General features: G+C 70.0%; 17 protein-coding genes. 11 read left to right on the top strand and 6 right to left on the bottom strand.

The features are described from left to right. Window positions 1-199 precede the first annotated feature (199 nt). The 10 genes from ACSMX9_RS21175 (at window position 200) to ACSMX9_RS21220 (ending at window position 8567) form a co-directional block, all read left to right on the top strand. The gene (locus ACSMX9_RS21175; protein ID WP_445396042.1) at window positions 200-637 is read left to right on the top strand and encodes a hypothetical protein; all 438 of its coding nucleotides are present in this window, start codon (window positions 200-202) and stop codon (window positions 635-637) included. Between the two features lie 222 nt (window positions 638-859). Then, complete coding sequence (gene atpB, locus ACSMX9_RS21180; protein WP_445396044.1) at window positions 860-1681, top strand: F0F1 ATP synthase subunit A; 822 nt, start codon at window positions 860-862, stop codon at window positions 1679-1681. Between the two features lie 71 nt (window positions 1682-1752). Further along, a complete protein-coding gene (atpE, locus tag ACSMX9_RS21185) occupies window positions 1753-1983 on the top strand; it encodes an ATP synthase F0 subunit C (RefSeq protein WP_351241139.1) in 231 nt (76 codons plus the stop codon). 41 nt (window positions 1984-2024) lie between these two features. Continuing rightward, window positions 2025-2570, top strand: coding sequence for a F0F1 ATP synthase subunit B (locus ACSMX9_RS21190; protein WP_351241141.1), 546 nt, complete (start codon window positions 2025-2027; stop codon window positions 2568-2570). A 5-nt stretch (window positions 2571-2575) separates the two neighbouring features. Continuing rightward, on the top strand, window positions 2576-3391 hold the full coding sequence (locus tag ACSMX9_RS21195) for a F0F1 ATP synthase subunit delta (protein ID WP_445403054.1): 816 nt from the start codon (window positions 2576-2578) through the stop codon (window positions 3389-3391). Between the two features lie 123 nt (window positions 3392-3514). Beyond that, window positions 3515-5110, top strand: coding sequence for a F0F1 ATP synthase subunit alpha (gene atpA / locus ACSMX9_RS21200; protein ID WP_351241143.1), 1596 nt, complete (start codon window positions 3515-3517; stop codon window positions 5108-5110). 21 nt (window positions 5111-5131) lie between these two features. Beyond that, window positions 5132-6049 carry a F0F1 ATP synthase subunit gamma gene (locus tag ACSMX9_RS21205; RefSeq protein WP_445396046.1) on the top strand — a complete coding sequence of 306 codons (918 nt, stop codon included), beginning with the start codon at window positions 5132-5134 and terminating at the stop codon, window positions 6047-6049. Then, window positions 6049-7491, top strand: coding sequence for a F0F1 ATP synthase subunit beta (gene atpD / locus ACSMX9_RS21210; RefSeq protein WP_366113688.1), 1443 nt, complete (start codon window positions 6049-6051; stop codon window positions 7489-7491). Before ACSMX9_RS21205 ends, atpD begins: the two co-directional genes overlap by 1 nt. Window positions 7492-7599: 108 nt before the next feature. Then, complete coding sequence (locus ACSMX9_RS21215; RefSeq protein WP_351241149.1) at window positions 7600-7974, top strand: F0F1 ATP synthase subunit epsilon; 375 nt, start codon at window positions 7600-7602, stop codon at window positions 7972-7974. A gap of 128 nt (window positions 7975-8102) precedes the next feature. Continuing rightward, on the top strand, window positions 8103-8567 hold the full coding sequence (locus tag ACSMX9_RS21220) for a DUF2550 domain-containing protein (RefSeq protein ID WP_351241151.1): 465 nt from the start codon (window positions 8103-8105) through the stop codon (window positions 8565-8567). A gap of 401 nt (window positions 8568-8968) precedes the next feature. On the opposite strand, the gene ACSMX9_RS21225 is transcribed toward ACSMX9_RS21220, so the two are convergent. From ACSMX9_RS21225 to ACSMX9_RS21235, 3 genes are all read right to left on the bottom strand, one after another. After that, window positions 8969-10804 carry a glycosyl hydrolase family 18 protein gene (locus ACSMX9_RS21225; protein ID WP_445396048.1) on the bottom strand — a complete coding sequence of 612 codons (1836 nt, stop codon included), beginning with the start codon at window positions 10802-10804 and terminating at the stop codon, window positions 8969-8971. 481 nt (window positions 10805-11285) lie between these two features. After that, window positions 11286-11939 (bottom strand): response regulator, encoded by a 654-nt coding sequence (locus tag ACSMX9_RS21230; RefSeq protein WP_445396050.1) that lies wholly within the window; start codon window positions 11937-11939, stop codon window positions 11286-11288. Continuing rightward, a complete protein-coding gene (locus ACSMX9_RS21235) occupies window positions 11936-13198 on the bottom strand; it encodes a sensor histidine kinase (RefSeq protein ID WP_445396052.1) in 1263 nt (420 codons plus the stop codon). Before ACSMX9_RS21235 ends, ACSMX9_RS21230 begins: the two co-directional genes overlap by 4 nt. Window positions 13199-13400: 202 nt before the next feature. Here ACSMX9_RS21235 and ACSMX9_RS21240 point away from each other — a divergent pair, with 202 nt between their 5' ends. After that, a complete protein-coding gene (locus tag ACSMX9_RS21240; protein WP_445396054.1) occupies window positions 13401-14003 on the top strand; it encodes a hypothetical protein in 603 nt (200 codons plus the stop codon). A gap of 367 nt (window positions 14004-14370) precedes the next feature. On the opposite strand, the gene ACSMX9_RS21245 is transcribed toward ACSMX9_RS21240, so the two are convergent. The 3 genes from ACSMX9_RS21245 to ACSMX9_RS21255 form a co-directional block, all read right to left on the bottom strand. After that, window positions 14371-14943, bottom strand: a complete 573-nt coding sequence (locus ACSMX9_RS21245; RefSeq protein ID WP_445396056.1) for a cob(I)yrinic acid a,c-diamide adenosyltransferase — start codon at window positions 14941-14943, stop codon at window positions 14371-14373. 13 nt (window positions 14944-14956) lie between these two features. After that, window positions 14957-15712, bottom strand: a complete 756-nt coding sequence (locus ACSMX9_RS21250; protein WP_445396058.1) for an ABC transporter permease — start codon at window positions 15710-15712, stop codon at window positions 14957-14959. A gap of 105 nt (window positions 15713-15817) precedes the next feature. After that, window positions 15818-16600, bottom strand: coding sequence for an ABC transporter ATP-binding protein (locus tag ACSMX9_RS21255; RefSeq protein WP_445396060.1), 783 nt, complete (start codon window positions 16598-16600; stop codon window positions 15818-15820). Between the last annotated feature and the right edge of the window lie 14 nt (window positions 16601-16614).

Genomic DNA, 16614 nt, shown 5'->3' on the forward strand with positions numbered 1-16614 from the left:
CACTCTCAGGCGTGACAGTGGGCACACTTCACAGGTAAAGACCTCATCAAATAGTTTGTGATACCGTTCACGAGAACCCGGGACAACGCCGTGGGGCCGTAGTGCGACGGCCCTTCCAGGCCGACGCTCTGTCTCGATTCCCGGGTTTACGCTCGTCCATGACGACACCTGCCCCCATCCAGTAAGCGGAGTTGCCGCCATGCCGTCCCAAGACGCACGCACCGTCCTCCAGGTCGCCGTACCCACCGCCGCGGTGGGCGCCGTCGCCGCCGGCATCAGTGCCGTCGTCGCCGGGGGCAAGGGGGCGCTCGGTGCTGCTGTGGCGACCGTCGTCGTGATCCTCTTCATGGGCATCGGGCTCGTGGTGCTCCAGCGCACCGCGAGGTCGCTCCCGCAGCTCTTCCAGGCCATGGGTCTGATGCTCTACACGACCCAGATCCTGCTGCTCTTCGTGTTCATGGCCACGTTCAAGGACACCGATCTGTTCAACCCGAGGACGTTCGCGGCGACGCTCGTCGCGACCACGCTCGGCTGGATCGGAGCCCAGGCCCGTGCCCACATGAAGGCCAAGATTCTCTACGTGGAACCCGAGGATTCGAAGGCTGAGAAGCCCGCGAAGACCGGTTCCCCGTCGTGAGGGGTAGGGCCGGTATAAGGGCGGGTCGGACTTACTGCTATCGTCCGGTGCCAACTGCGGCATCGCGGGCGCGGGCAAACAAGCTGACGCCTGCTCTAGCGCGAGGCTTGATGCCCGACCGCCGCCCCCACACCCGTAACACCAGTCCAGTGCCGTACTGCGGCTGTGCGCCGCGCCGACACAACGAGGTTGCCGTACCTATGCGCCACGAAGGAGCCCGCGGTGAGTGCTGATCCGACGCAGGTGCTCGCCTTCGAGACCGACTGCCACATCTTCGACGGTTGTGGTTTCCCGGCTCCCGGCCTGCACTCGTTCCTGTTCAAGCCCATCTGGGGCGACGCGGACAGCAACCTGTACTTCAACAAGCCGATGCTCCTCGCCCTGCTCGGGTCGATCATCGTCATCGGTTTCTTCTGGGCCGCCTTCGCCAAGCCGAAGGTCGTCCCCGGCAAGCTCCAGATGGTCGCCGAGGCCGGCTACGACTTCATCCGCCGCGGCGTCGTCTACGAGACGCTCGGCAAGCGCGAGGGCGAGAAGTACGTCCCGCTGATGGTCTCGCTGTTCTTCTTCATCTGGATGATGAACCTCTGGGCCGTCATCCCGCTGGCGCAGTTCCCGGTGACCTCGGTCATCGCCTACCCGGCGGTCCTGGCCCTCATCGTCTACATCGTCTGGGTCTCGCTGACCTTCAAGCGCCACGGCTTCGTGGGCGCCTTCAAGAACTTCGCCGGCTACGACAAGTCGCTGGGTGCGGTGCTCCCGCTGTCGATGGCCATCGAGCTCTTCTCAAACCTGCTCGTCCGGCCCTTCACCCACGCCGTGCGACTCTTCGCGAACATGTTCGCGGGTCACACCCTGCTGGTCCTCTTCACCATCGCGTCCTGGTACCTGCTCAACGGCATCGGCATCGCCTACGCCGGCGTCTCCTTCCTCATGACGCTGGTCATGCTGGTCTTCGAGCTCTTCGTCCAGGCCCTCCAGGCGTACGTCTTCGTGCTCCTGGCCTGCAGCTTCATCCAGGGCGCGCTCGCAGAGCACCACTGAGCGCCCGCTCCCGCTCCGCACTCGTCCGGTGGCCAACCCCCACCGGTCCGCAAAGAAAAGGAAGAACTGGCATGTCCCAGACCCTTGCTGCTGTCACCGGCTCGCTCGGCTCCGTCGGTTACGGTCTCGCGGCCATCGGCCCCGGCGTCGGCGTCGGCATCATCTTCGGTAACGGCACCCAGGCGCTGGCCCGTCAGCCCGAGGCCGCCGGTCTGATCCGCGCCAACCAGATCCTCGGCTTCGCCTTCTGTGAGGCGCTCGCCCTCATCGGCCTGGTCATGCCGTTCGTCTACGGCCCGTGATCGCCTGACCACGACCAGCCCACTAGACGAAAGGCACTGATATGAGCCAGCTGCTCATTCTGGCGGCCACCGAGGAGCAGAACCCCCTCGTCCCGCCGATCCCTGAGCTCGTCATCGGCCTGATCGCCTTCGTCATCGTCTTCGGCATCCTCGCCAAGAAGCTCCTCCCGAACATCAACAAGGTTCTGGAAGAGCGCCGTGAGGCCATCGAGGGCGGCATGGAGAAGGCCGAGGCCGCCAAGACCGAAGCCGAAAGCGTGCTGGAGCAGTACAAGGCCCAGCTCGCCGAGGCCCGGCACGAGGCCGCGCGCCTGCGCCAGGACGCGCAGGAGCAGGGTGCCGCGCTCATCGCCGAGATGCGTGCGGAAGGCCAGCGGCAGCGCGAAGAGATCATCGCCGCCGGTCACACGCAGATCGAGGCCGACCGCAAGGCCGCTGCCCAGGCGCTGCGCCGTGACGTCGGCCAGCTCGCCACCGAACTGGCCGGGAAGCTCGTCGGCGAGTCCCTTGAGGACCACGCCCGACAGAGCCGCACCATCGACCGGTTCCTCGACGAGCTCGACGTGAAGGCCGAGGCCGCCCGGTGAGTGCGCTGCACGGAGCCAGCCGTGAGGCCCTCGCCACGGCACGTGAGCGGCTCGACGCGCTGACGGACAACACGTCCGTCGACGCGACGCGGCTCGCTGACGACCTGGCCGCGGTCACCGCGCTGCTCGACCGCGAGGTGTCCCTGCGCCGGGTCCTCACCGACCCGGCGCAGTCCGCGGACGCCAAGGCCGACCTCGTCGGCCGCCTCCTGGCCGGTCAGGTCGGCGGGGAGACGGTCGACCTGGTCTCCGGCCTGGTGCGCTCCCGCTGGTCGCGTTCGCGTGACCTGGTGGACGCCCTGGAGGTCCTGGCGGACGTCGCCGACCTCACCGCCGCGCAGCGGGCCGGCCGGCTCGACGACGTGGAGGACGAGCTGTTCCGGTTCGGCCGGATCACCTCCTCGAACACCGAGCTGCGCGCCGCGCTCACCGACCGTTCGGCGACCGTCGCCGCCAAGGAACAGCTGCTGAGCACCCTGCTCGGCACCCGTGCCCGGGCGGAGACCACCCGGTTGGTCACGCGACTGGTCACCCGGCCGCGTGGACGTAGCCTGGAAGCGGGACTGGAGTCCCTGTCCAAGCTCGCCGCGGAGCGCCGCGACCGCATGGTCGCCGTCGTCACCTCGGCCGTACCGCTGAGCGATCAGCAGAAGCAGCGCCTGGGTGCGTCCCTGGCGAAGCTGTACGGGCGCGAGATGCACCTGAACCTGGACGTGGACCCCGCGGTCCTCGGCGGCATCCGGGTGCAGGTCGGCGACGAGGTCATCAACGGCAGCATCGCCGACCGCATCGACGACGCCAGCCGCCGCATGGCCGGCTGAGCGACGCACACCACAGCAACAGAGAACACCGACGGCCCTGGTTGGGCCGTGCAGAGGATTCCTGGGGGTAGCCCCCAGACCCCCAAAGAACTTCGGGCCCAACAAGGAGAGCAGGGAACCCAGATGGCGGAGCTCACGATCCGGCCGGAGGAGATCCGGGACGCGCTGGAGAACTTTGTCCAGTCGTACAAGCCGGACGCGGCCTCGCGCGAGGAGGTCGGTACGGTCACCCTTGCCGGCGACGGCATCGCGAAGGTCGAGGGACTTCCCTCGGCCATGGCCAACGAACTGCTGAAGTTCGAGGACGGCACCCTCGGCCTCGCGCTCAACCTCGAAGAGCGCGAGATCGGTGCCATCGTCCTCGGCGAGTTCAGCGGCATCGAGGAGGGCCAGCCGGTGCAGCGCACCGGTGAGGTGCTCTCGGTGGCCGTCGGCGACGGCTACCTCGGCCGTGTCGTCGACCCGCTCGGCAACCCGATCGACGGCCTCGGCGACATCGAGACCATTGGCCGCCGCGCCCTCGAACTCCAGGCTCCCACGGTCATGCAGCGCAAGTCCGTGCACGAGCCGATGGAGACGGGCTACAAGGCCGTCGACGCGATGACCCCGATCGGCCGTGGCCAGCGCCAGCTGATCATCGGTGACCGCCAGACCGGCAAGACCGCCCTGGCCGTCGACACCATCATCAACCAGCGCGACAACTGGCGCTCCGGTGACGTGAACAAGCAGGTCCGCTGCATCTACGTCGCCATCGGCCAGAAGGGCTCCACCATCGCGTCCGTGCGACGCGCCCTGGACGAGGCCAACGCACTGGAGTACACGACCATCGTCGCCGCCCCGGCGTCCGACCCGGCCGGCTTCAAGTACCTGGCGCCGTACACCGGTTCGGCCATCGGCCAGCAGTGGATGTACGAGGGCAAGCACGTCCTCATCATCTTCGACGACCTCTCGAAGCAGGCCGACGCCTACCGCGCCGTGTCCCTGCTGCTGCGTCGTCCGCCGGGCCGCGAGGCGTACCCCGGTGACGTCTTCTACCTGCACTCCCGCCTGCTGGAGCGCTGCGCCAAGCTCTCCGACGCCGAGGGCGCGGGTTCGATGACCGGTCTGCCGATCGTCGAGACCAAGGCCAACGACGTGTCGGCGTTCATCCCGACCAACGTCATCTCCATCACCGACGGCCAGTGCTTCCTGGAGTCCGACCTGTTCAACGCCGGTCAGCGCCCGGCCCTGAACGTCGGCATCTCGGTCTCCCGCGTCGGTGGCTCGGCCCAGCACAAGGCCATGCGCCAGGTGTCCGGCCGACTGCGCGTGGACCTGGCCCAGTTCCGTGAGCTGGAGGCGTTCGCCGCCTTCGGTTCCGACCTGGACGCCGCGTCCAAGGCCCAGCTGGAGCGCGGTCAGCGGATGGTCGAGCTGCTGAAGCAGGCCCAGTACCAGCCGATGGCCACCGAGGACCAGGTCGTCTCCGTGTGGGCCGGCACCACGGGCCGCATGGACGACGTGCCGGTCGCGGACATCCGCCGCTTCGAGTCGGAGCTGCTCAGCTACCTGCACCGCGAGGAGCAGGGCCTGATGACCTCCATCAAGGAGGGCGCGAAGATGTCCGACGACACCATCACCGCCATCGGTGACGCGGTCGCGGCCTTCAAGAAGCAGTTCGAGACCTCGGACGGCAAGCTTCTCGGCGAGGACGCGCCTGCCGTCAACGTCTCCAAGTGACGTAAGGAAGGGACCTGACTCATGGGAGCCCAGCTCCGGGTCTACAAGCGTCGCATCCGATCCGTCACCGCGACCAAGAAGATCACCAAGGCGATGGAGATGATCGCCGCCTCGCGCGTCGTCAAGGCGCAGCGCAAGGTGGCGGCCTCCACTCCGTACGCGACCGAGCTGACGCGCGCGGTCACGGCGGTGGGCACGGGTTCGAACACCAAGCACCCGCTGACCACGGAGGCGGAGACGGCGCGCCGTTCCGCGGTACTGCTCCTCACGAGCGACCGCGGCCTGGCCGGCGCCTTCAACTCCAACGCGATCAAGGCTGCGGAGCAGCTGACGGCTCGCCTTGAGGCCGAGGGCAAGGAGGTCGACACGTACATCGTCGGCCGCCGCGGTGTGGCCCACTACAACTTCCGCGAGCGCAAGATCGCGGAGCAGTGGACCGGCTTCACCGACGAACCCACCTATGCGGACGCCAAGACGGTCGCCGGACCGCTCATCGCTGCGATCGAGCGGGACACGGCCGACGGCGGGGTCGACGAACTGCACATCATCTACACCGAGTTCGTGTCGATGATGACGCAGAACGCGGTCGACAGCCGGCTGCTGCCGCTGAGCCTCGACGAGGTCGCCGACGAGGCGGCCCCGAAGGGGCAGATCCTGCCGCTCTACGACTTCGAGCCGTCGGCGGAGGACGTCCTGGACGCCCTCCTCCCGCGGTACGTGGAGAGCCGGATCTACAACGCGATGCTCCAGTCGGCCGCTTCGAAGCACGCCGCCACGCGGCGCGCGATGAAGTCCGCGACCGACAACGCGGGTGAGCTGATCAACACGCTCTCCCGACTTGCCAACGCGGCCCGCCAGGCCGAAATCACCCAGGAAATCAGCGAGATCGTCGGCGGCTCGGCAGCCTTGTCCGACGCGACCGCGGGGAGTGACAGGTAATGACGACGACAGTTGAGACGGCCGTTGCCACGGGCCGCGTCGCCCGGGTCATCGGCCCGGTCGTCGACGTGGAGTTCCCCGTCGACGCGATGCCGGAGATCTACAACGCGCTGCACGTCCAGGTGGCCGACCCGGCCCAGGACGGCGCGCTGAAGACGCTGACCCTGGAGGTCGCCCAGCACCTGGGTGACGGCATGGTCCGCGCCATCTCGATGCAGCCCACCGACGGTCTGGTCCGCCAGGCCCCGGTGACCGACACCGGCGACGGCATCACCGTGCCGGTCGGTGACTTCACCAAGGGCAAGGTGTTCAACACCCTCGGCGAGGTGCTGAACGTTCCCGAGGAGAACGCCAACGTCGGCGAGCGCTGGTCCATCCACCGCAAGGCCCCGAACTTCGACGAGCTTGAGTCGAAGACCGAGATGTTCGAGACCGGCGTCAAGGTCATCGACCTGCTGACCCCGTACGTCAAGGGCGGCAAGATCGGTCTGTTCGGTGGTGCCGGTGTCGGCAAGACGGTGCTCATCCAGGAGATGATCTACCGCGTCGCCAACAACCACGACGGCGTGTCGGTCTTCGCCGGTGTCGGCGAGCGCACCCGTGAGGGCAACGACCTCATCGACGAGATGAGCGAGTCGGGCGTCATCGACAAGACCGCGCTGGTCTTCGGTCAGATGGACGAGCCCCCGGGCACCCGTCTGCGCGTGGCGCTGGCCGGTCTGACCATGGCGGAGTACTTCCGCGATGTGCAGAAGCAGGACGTGCTGTTCTTCATCGACAACATCTTCCGCTTCACCCAGGCCGGTTCCGAGGTGTCGACCCTGCTCGGCCGGATGCCCTCCGCGGTGGGCTACCAGCCGAACCTGGCCGACGAGATGGGTCTCCTCCAGGAGCGCATCACCTCGACCCGTGGTCACTCGATCACCTCGATGCAGGCGATCTACGTCCCCGCGGACGACCTGACCGACCCGGCGCCGGCCACCACCTTCGCCCACCTCGACGCGACGACGGTGCTCTCCCGTCCGATCTCCGAGAAGGGCATCTACCCGGCCGTGGACCCGCTGGACTCGACGTCCCGCATCCTGGACCCGCGGTACATCGCGCAGGACCACTACGACGCCGCCATGCGCGTCAAGACGATCCTGCAGAAGTACAAGGACCTCCAGGACATCATCGCGATCCTCGGCATCGACGAGCTCGGCGAGGAGGACAAGCTCGTCGTCCACCGGGCCCGTCGGGTGGAGCGCTTCCTCTCGCAGAACACCCACGTCGCCAAGCAGTTCACCGGCGTCGACGGGTCGGACGTGCCGCTGGACGAGTCCATCGCCGCGTTCAACGCGATCTGCGACGGCGAGTACGACCACTTCCCGGAGCAGGCGTTCTTCATGTGCGGCGGTCTCGAGGACCTGCGCAACAACGCCAAGGAGCTGGGCGTCTCCTGAGCCCCCGTGCTCGGGCGAGGGGGCCGTGGCCCGGTCCCCTCGCCCACGCCTCTACACTTTTGACCCAACACCCGGCACGACCGCCGGGTGGTGACCCGAGGAGCACCCTTGGCTGCTGAGCTGCACGTCGAGCTGGTCGCCGCGGACCGCAGTGTCTGGTCCGGCGAGGCCACCCTGGTCGTCGCGCGTACCACCTCCGGCGACATCGGCGTCATGCCCGGTCACCAGCCGCTGCTCGGTGTGCTGGAGTCGGGCCCGGTGACGATCCGGACCACCGACGGCGGGACCGTGGTCGCCGCCGTGCACGGCGGGTTCGTGTCGTTCGCCGACGACAAGCTGTCGCTGCTGGCCGAGATCGCCGAACTGTCGGACGAGATCGACGTCCAGCGTGCGGAGCGGGCGCTGGAGCGCGCGAAGGGCGAGGCCGACGCCTCCGCCGAGCGACGCGCCGACGTCCGCCTGCGTGCGGTGGCGGTGCGCTGACCTGGCGCACTGTGTGACATGACTCAGCCGCGGCCGGGTCCGGAGCCTCTCCGGATCCTGCCGCGGCTGAGGCGATGCTGGATCTGTTCCGCTGTTCCGATACTGATGAGGCGAGGAGGTCGATGCCGGTGCTCCTCGCTCTTCTCGTAGGCGGCGTCGCGCTGGTCGTACTGGTTGTGGCGGGGCTCTTCGCCTTCGGCGTGCGCCGCAGATTGATCCAGCGCTCCGGGGGGACCTTCGACTGCAGTCTGCGGTGGGACACGCCGGAGCCCGCGGACGAGGCGGCAGTCGACACCTCGGGCAAGGGGTGGGGGTACGGCATCGCGCGGTACAGCGGTGACCGGATCGAGTGGTTCCGGGTGTTCTCCTACGCCCATCGTCCCCGGCGGACGCTGGAGCGCTCCGCGATCGAGGTGATCGGCCGTCGGGACCCCGAGGGCGAGGAGGAGTTGGCCTTGCTCTCCGATGCGGTGGTCCTCGCCTGCGTGCACCAGGGCGTCCGGCTGGAGCTCGCGATGAGCGACGACGCCCTGACCGGGTTCCTGGCCTGGCTGGAGGCCGCGCCTCCCGGCCAGCGCGTCAACGTCGCCTGACCCGGCCGGGCTGACACGAATCACTCCGAGTGGCCCCGTGGCCCGCTCCCCGTGCGAGAACCGGGGGAGCGGGCCACGGGGCCACTCGCGTGCGCTGCCCGCTCCCTCGCCCCGGGGCACCAGGCCGGGGGCGGCCGGCGAAGGACGTGCGCCGGGCCCGTTCGCCCGGGTGCGGTGCGCTGCCCGCGCCGGGGTCACGGAGCGGGTGCGGGGACGGCCGCCCTCAGCGGGGGCGGCCGGTGGTGGGGGCATGAGAAGGCCCGGTACGCGCTGGGCGTACCGGGCGGGGAAACCGGGGAGGCGGGGGGCGATCCTGACTCCCCGGCTTCGTTCTCTGCCACCGGGGTGAACCGGTGGTGCGGACCGGGGGGCCGGTGTGGGCCGGCACCCCCGGAGCGCGGTTACTTCAGACCTGCGTCGAGCGCGGTGATGAGCTCGCCGTCGGCGGTGTCACCGTCGGCGGACCAGAAGAAGGCGCCGCCGAGCTTCTGGTTCTTGGCCCACGCCATCTTGGTCTTGATGGTGGCGGGGGTGTCGTAGCTCCACCAGTTGTTGCCGCACTTGGCGTACGCGGTGCCGGCGATGGTGCCGGTGGCGGGGCAGGTGTTCTTGAGGACCTTGTAGTCCTCGATGCCCTGCTCGTACGTGCCCTGGCCGGGCCCGGTGGCGGTGCCGCCCGGCGCGTCCTGGGTGACACCCGTCCAGCCGCGGCCGTAGAAGCCGATGCCGAGCAGGAGCTTCTTGTCCGGAACGCCCTGCGCCTTGAGCTTGGCGATGGCGTCGGCGGAGGTGAAGCCCTCCTTGGGGATGCCGTTGTACGTGGTGAGCGGCGAGTGCGGAGCCGTCGGACCCTTCGTGGCCCAGGAGCCGAAGAAGTCGTAGGTCATCACGTTGTACCAGTCGAACGACGCGGAGGCACCGGCGTAGTCGGTGGCGTCGATCTTGCCGCCGGGGGAACCGTCAGCGGTGATCGCAGCGGTGACCAGGTTGTTGGCGCCGAACTTGGCGCGGGTCGCCGCAGCCAGCTTCTTCAGCGCGTCCGGACCGCTGTTGTCGCAGGTCAGGCCACAGGCGTTCGGGTACTCCCAGTCCAGGTCGATGCCGTCGAAGACATCGGCCCAACGCGGGTCCTCGACCATGTCGTAGCAGGACTGCGCGAACGCGGCCGGGTTCTGCGCCGCCTGGGTGAAGCCGCCGGACCAGGTCCAGCCGCCGATGGAGAAGAGGATCTTGATGTGCGGGTACTTCGCCTTCAGCTTGCGCAGCTGGTTGAAGTTGCCGCGCAGCGGCTGGTCCCAGGTGTCCGCGACGCCGTCGACGGACTGGGCCGCGGTGTACGCCTTCTCGTAGTCCGCGTACGCGTCGCCGATGGTGCAGCGACCGTTCTGGACGTTGGCGAATGCGTAGTTGATGTGCGTGATCTTCGCCGCGGTCCCGGAGGTGACCAGGTCCTTGACGTGGTAGTTGCGCCCGTAGACGCCCCACTGGGTGAAGTAGCCCATCTTGATGGTGTCGCCGGGGCCGGGGCCACCGCTGCCACCGGGGGTGCGCACCGCGGTCGCGTCACTGACCGGACCGGTCTGGCCGGCGGTGTCGCGGGCCTGGACCGTGTACGAGTAGTCCGTACCGGCCGTCAGCTTGCTGTCGGTGAACGTGACGTTGCCGGTGGCCGGGTGGGCGACCGTGCCCACCGTGGCGCCGTCCCGGATGACGTCGTAGTCCTTGACGCCCTTGTCGTCCTCGGCCGGCGCCCAGCTCAGCTTGACCGAGGTCTCGGTGAGGTCCGAGGTGGTGGGCTTGCCCGGCTTGGTGGGGGGCTTGTCGCCGGGGACGACGCCGCCGTCACAGGAGCCGCCGTTCAGCAGACAGTTGCTGGGGGAACCGCTGCCGATGCCGTTGAAGCCGAAGGTCAGCGACTTGCCGGGCTCGATGCTCCCGTTCCAGCCGAGGTTCTTCGCGGTCCAACGGTTGCCGTTGTTGGTGACCGTGGCGTCCCAGGCCGAACCGACCTTGGTACCGGTGGGGAAGTCCCATTCCACGGTCCAGGAGCTGATCGTGGTGGTACCGGTGTTCTTGACGGTCCAGCTGCCGCCGAAACCGTTGCCCCAGTCCTGGGTCTTGGTGAAGGTGGCGGTGGCGTTGGTCGCAGCAGCAGCCGGCGTAGCCAGGCCGACCATTGCGGCGAAGGGCAGCGCCAGGGTCGCGAGCCCTGCCACAGCCTTGTTTCTGAAGCGCATTCTGCGCCTCCTCGGGTGAGTCCGATGTGGGGATGGTGGAACCCAACCTGCGCCGCCCGTGAGCACGTTCCGTCATGACTCATGGCCATGACACGCTCACCGCAGTGCCGCGAGAATAGAAAGGTCTGGACCATCGGTCAAGAGGTCTGGACCATCGAAGCGTGGGCATCCCAGGTCAGCGCCTCAGGAAGGTCAAGGACATCCCAACTGACGCATGCTCACCATCCGTCACGAGTGACGGCGATGCCCCCGAGCCGTTTCCCACTCGCGGCGTTCGCGACCCACTGTGACACCCCCGGCGACACCGTTCGGTCCACTCGCCGGTTTCGGACCCCGCGGCAGGGCGTCCCGGGCCCGTCGTCCCAGGTCCGGGCCCGGGGTGTTGCTCGTCACACCGGCCGGTTCCGGCCTGACTCCCCGTTGCGGTCGGCCCGTTGTGCGGGGAGGATCGGACCCGCCGGACGGCCCCGCCCTCCCGGGCTCAGCCGCACAGACCGAGTTCCCGGGCGAGGACCGCGGCCTGGACCCGGCTGCGCAGCTCCAACTTGCCCAACATGCGGCTGACGTGCGTCTTCACCGTCGCCTCGGCCATCTCCAGCCGGGCGGCGATCTCGGCGTTGGAGAGTCCGTCCCCGATGCACTGGAGGACCTCCCGCTCCCGCCGGGTCAGCGCCTCCAACACCGTGCGGTCGGCCGTGGAACGCGCCGCACCGTGCGTCGAGTGGGCGAACTCCGCTATCAACCGCCGGGTCACCGCGGGCGAGATCAGCCCCTCGCCGCGCCCCACCGTTCGCACCGCGGTCAACAGGTCCTTGGCGTCGGCGTTCTTCAACAGGAACCCGGCGGCACCGGCGCGCAGCGCCCCGAAGACGTACTCGTCCAGGTCGAACGTGGTCAGCACCAGGACGTCCGCCAGCGCCTCGGCCACCACCTCCCGGGTCGCCGACACCCCGTCGAGCACCGGCATCTGCACGTCCATCAGCACCAGGTCGGGCCGCAGCTCACGGGCCAGTTCGACCGCCCGTCGACCGTCCCCCGCCTCGCCCACCACCTCGATGTCCGGTGCGCTGTCGAGGATGAGCACGAGCCCCTGTCGGACGGCCGACTGGTCCTCGGCGACGAGTACGCGGATCACGGGGTGGTCCCTCCCTGGTCTGACGTGCCGACCGCCTCGATCGGCAGGCTGGCGTGAACTCGCCACATCGGGCGGCCCCCGGGGGCGTCGGGCAGCGGCTCGGGGCCCGCCTCGAAGGTGCCGTGCAGCAGCGTCGCCCGCTCCCGCATCCCCACCAGCCCCGCTCCGGAGCCGGGCGCCCGGGGCCCGTCACGGTCGCCGTGGGGGCTGGTGACCGTGACGGTCAGCTCGGGCGGGCGACCGCCTTGGTGCAGTTCCACGGTCACCGCGCCGGGCGCGGCGTGCTTGAGGGCATTGGTCAGCGACTCCTGCACGATCCGGTACGCGGCCAGCTCCACCGGCGCGGGCAGCCGGGGTCCCGCCGCGGGGCGGGCGTCCACCAGGGACACCTCCAGCCCGTTGACGCGTGCCGTGGCGACCAGCGCCTCCAAACCGTCGAGGGTCGGGGCCGCCGCGGGTTCCCGGTCGTCGGAGGAGTCCCGGAGCAGCCCGATCAGACGACGCATCTCGGCCAGCCCCGCGACGCTGTTCTCCCGGATGACGCCCAGGGCGGACCGGGTGGTCCCGGGATCGTCCAGGGACAGCGCCGCGGTGGAGTGGATCGCGATCGCCGACAGGTGGTTGGCCACCATGTCGTGCAGTTCGCGGGCCATCCGGGCGCGCTCGGCGGTCACCGCCTGGGTGCGGTCGATCTCGGCGAGCAGGGCGGTCTGCTCCGCCCGCAGCCGCTCCGCCGAGGCCATCTCCCGGTGGTTGCGCACCAGGACGCCGGTGGTGGAGGGCGCCACGCAGACCAGAGCCGTCGCCACCCCGATGAGGATCGCCTCGGGGGTGCGGAACCAGGCCAGGAACCCGAGGGTGACGGCGACCGAGACGAGCACGCACCGCACGGGGATGCGGCGGGCGGCGGTGGGACTGCCGTACAGGACCGCCGCGTAGACGATGTCGGTGAACATCACCACCGTGATCAGGCTGCCCAGGGTGAACTGGTCGGCGATCACGGCGACCGTGCCCACGGCCAGGGCCAGTGAGGGCCGGGTCCGGCGCTGGGTCTCCATGGCGGCCATCACCACCATGGGCACCAGCACCCAGGCCCCGTCGAGCAGCCGGAACGTGGTGGTGTTGAGCCCGATCGCCCACATCAGCAGCCCGAGCGACAACCCGGACAGGGCGATCACCAGATCGAGCCGCTGGGTCTCGGCGCCGAGGAAGGACGGCAGCCGGGGCCAGGGGCCGGGCGAAGGGGACGAGGGCCGCATACCCCCATCCAACACGCTCCGTGGCGCCCCCGCCGTCGCCGACCGGTCGGAGCCCGGGCGCGGTCACTACACAGAAGGATGCAGTACCGCTTCACCCGTGCAGAGGACGCTCCGGGCCCGGACGGGCGGAAGCATGGGGAGGGAGTCGAAGACGCGAAGACGTGGTGCGGGAGCCCACGGGGGAGAGAAGGGAAACCCGGTCGTGATCGTCACGCTGATCGTCCTGTGCGAAGTGGGCTTCTGGGTCCTGCTGGGACTCGGTCTGACCCTGCGCTACGTGGCCCGCAGGCCCCGGCTCGGAGCCGCCGTGCTGTTGTGCGAGCCGCTGCTCGAAGTGGTCCTGCTGGTGGTCACCGCCGTCGACCTGAAGAACGGCGCCGCACCGGACTGGAAGCACGGGCTCGCCGCCCTCTACATCGGCTTCACGGTCGGATACGGGCACTACATGATCACCCGGGCCGACGCGCGCTTCCGGCACCGGTTCGCCGGTGGGCCGCCGCCGGTCCCGGCTCCCCAGCACGGGGCCGCCCGGGCCCGCCACGAGTGGGCGCTGTGGCTGCGCACGGCGGTGACCGCGGGGATCGCCCTGGTCCTGCTCCAGGGCGCCGTCTGGTACGTGGGAGACAGCGGGGACGTCAGCTCCCTCCAGGGGTGGCAGGGCGTCGCCCTGAAGGCCGTCCTGATCCACGGGATCGTCGCCCTCGCCTACACCCTCTGGCCCCCGAAGGCGGGACCCGGCGAGGACGGGGAGAAGGATCCCGACGGCCGACCGGAGTCGGCCCGTGCCGGCTCCCGCACCCCCTGAGCGGCCCGTCCCACCGGGCCGTGCGCTGCCGTGCGATGGCCCGGCAGGCCAGCTTGGGCTCCCACCGGTACGGGAGGCCGGGTCCGGGTGGTCGCGACGGACGGTCTTCACCACCGCGTACGAGGCCATGTCCATGTCCTGACGGGGGTCCGTCGAGTGGGGCGAGTCGGGTGGGACGAACGTGCACACGGTGGAGGACCAGAGGCGCTCCCGGTCGAGGACGCGCAGCATGGTCGCCAGGTGCCCGGCCTGCTCCCGCTCGTCCCGCACCAGCCCCTCCTTGACGACCGGCCCCAGTCCGCCCGTTTCGGCCGTGCAGGTGGTCCTTTCGGCGGGCCGGGGTCGTCCTTCCGCCGCGGGGCACGCCTCAGCGTTCGCCGCCGGGCACCCACAGCACGTCGCCGTTCTCCGTGTTGGCGACCCGGGCCAGGATGAACAGCAGGTCCGAGAGGCGGTTGAGGTAGGTGGCGGTGAGCGGGTTCATGGTCTCGCCGTGCACCTCCAGCGCCGCCCAGGTGGACCGTTCGGCACGCCGCACCACCGTGCACGCCTGGTGGAGCAGGGCGGCGCCCGGCGTGCCCCCCGGCAGGATGAAGCTGCGCAGCTTGGTGAGCCGATCGTTGAACCGGTCGCAGTCCTCCTCCAGCCGGTCGACGTAGAACTGCTCGACCCGCAGGGGCGGGTACTTCGGGTCCTCGACGACGGGGGTCGAGAGGTCGGCGCCGACGTCGAAGAGGTCGTTCTGCACCCGGGTGAGGACGGCGACGACCTCCTCGTCGAGCCGGCCCAGGGCGAGGGCGGTGCCCAGTACGGCGTTGGCCTCGTTGGCGTCGGCGTAGGCGGAGATCCGCAGGTCGGTCTTGGCCGTGCGGCTCATGTCGCCGAGGTGGGTCGTGCCCTTGTCCCCGGTCCTGGTGTAGATGCGCGTCAGGTTCACCATGGGCCCAGCGTAGTTAGGCGCGGTCCTCCTGGAAGGCCCGTGTGCCCACGGTCACGGCCACCGCAGTGAACCCGAGGGCGACCAGTGCGCCGAGCAGCACGTCCCCGGTGGCGTAACGGCCCGCGTACGCGTCCCGCATCCCCTCCACCACGTGACGCAGGGGTATCGCCCGGGAGAGGGCGTCCAGCCAGCCGGGAGCGAGGGACATGGGGAGCACCAGGCCCGACAGCAGCATCACGGGCATGGTCACGGCGTTCACGGCGGGGCCGAACTGGTGGGCGCCGGGCAGGCGCATCGCCAGCGCGTAGGACGCGGCGCTCAGCGCCACCGTCAGCAGGGCCACGAAGGCGAACCCGATGAGGAGGCCCGGGAGAGGTGCGCGGAGCCCGAGGGCCAGCGCCACGAGCACCAGGAGCACCGACTGGGCGGTGAGCAGCGCGGCGTCCAGGAGCACCCGGCCGAGCAGTAGCGCGAGGCGGCTGACGGGGATGGCCCGCATCCGGTCGATCACCCCCTGCCCCTTCTCCAGCATGACGGTGATGCCGGCGAAGGACCCGCCGAAGAGGGCGAGTTGGAGGAGGAGGCCCGGAGCCAGCACCTGCCAGGAGTCGCCGTCCGCGCCCAAGGGCAGCTCGGTGAGCAGGGGCCCGAAGAAGACCAGGTAGAGCAGGGGCATCACCATTCCGAACAGCATCTGGAACCGGGATCGCAGCGTCTTGCGCGCATAGCGGCCGAAGACGATCGAGGTGTCGGAGAGCAGGGCGGACACGGGGCCTCCCGAGGAGCGGGGCGACGGTGGTGGGCGCGGGCTCCTGCCGTGGCGGCGCGGCCCGATGGGGTCGGTTGCGGGGAACGCGGGTGGTCGGTCGTGCGGTCATATGGCGAGGGGTGCGGTCCCGCGGGGGACGGGATCGCGGCCGGTGATGGCGAGGAAGGCCTCCTGGAGCGGGGCGTCGAGGGACCCGGTGTGCGCCAGCTTGAGTGCGGTCGGGGTGCCGTCCGCGACCACCACGCCCCCGTCGACGACGACCAGCCGGTCGGCGAGGGCGTCCGCCTCGTCGAGGTAGTGGGTGGTGAGCACGACGGTGGTGCCGTGGGTCTCCCGCACCCGGCGGATCAGGTCCCAGAGCAGGGCCCGGCCGGCTGGGTCGAGGCCGGTGGTCGGTTCGTCCAGGAAGAGCACCTCGGGCCGGTGGGTGAGCCCCATCGCGAGGTCGACGCGCCGGCGTTGGCCTCCGGAGAGCGCCGCCGTGGGCCGGTCGAGGAGCCCGTGCAGGCCCAGTTCGCCGGCGAGTTCCTCGGCTCGTGCCCGCGCCCGGGCGGCGTCGAGCCGGTACAGCCGGCCCTGGGTCACGAGTTCCTCGCGGACGGTCAGCGCGGGGTCGAGGCCGCCCGACTGGGCCACGTAGCCCGTGCGGGCACGGACTCCGGCCGGGTCGGTGGCGAGGTCGCGGCCCGCGACGGTCGCGGCGCCCGCGCTGGGGCGCAGCAGGGTGGTCAGCAGGCGCAGGATCGTGGTCTTCCCCGCCCCGTTGGGGCCGAGGAGGCCCACCACCTCGCTGCGCTGGACGGTGAGGTCGATGCCGCGGACGGCTTCGACGGGGCCGCGCGGGGTGGCGAAGGTCCGGGCGAGACCGGACGCGGTGATGGCGGTCATGGAACCAGGTAAGC

The sequence above is a fragment of the Streptomyces sp. LE64 genome, from assembly GCF_052606915.1.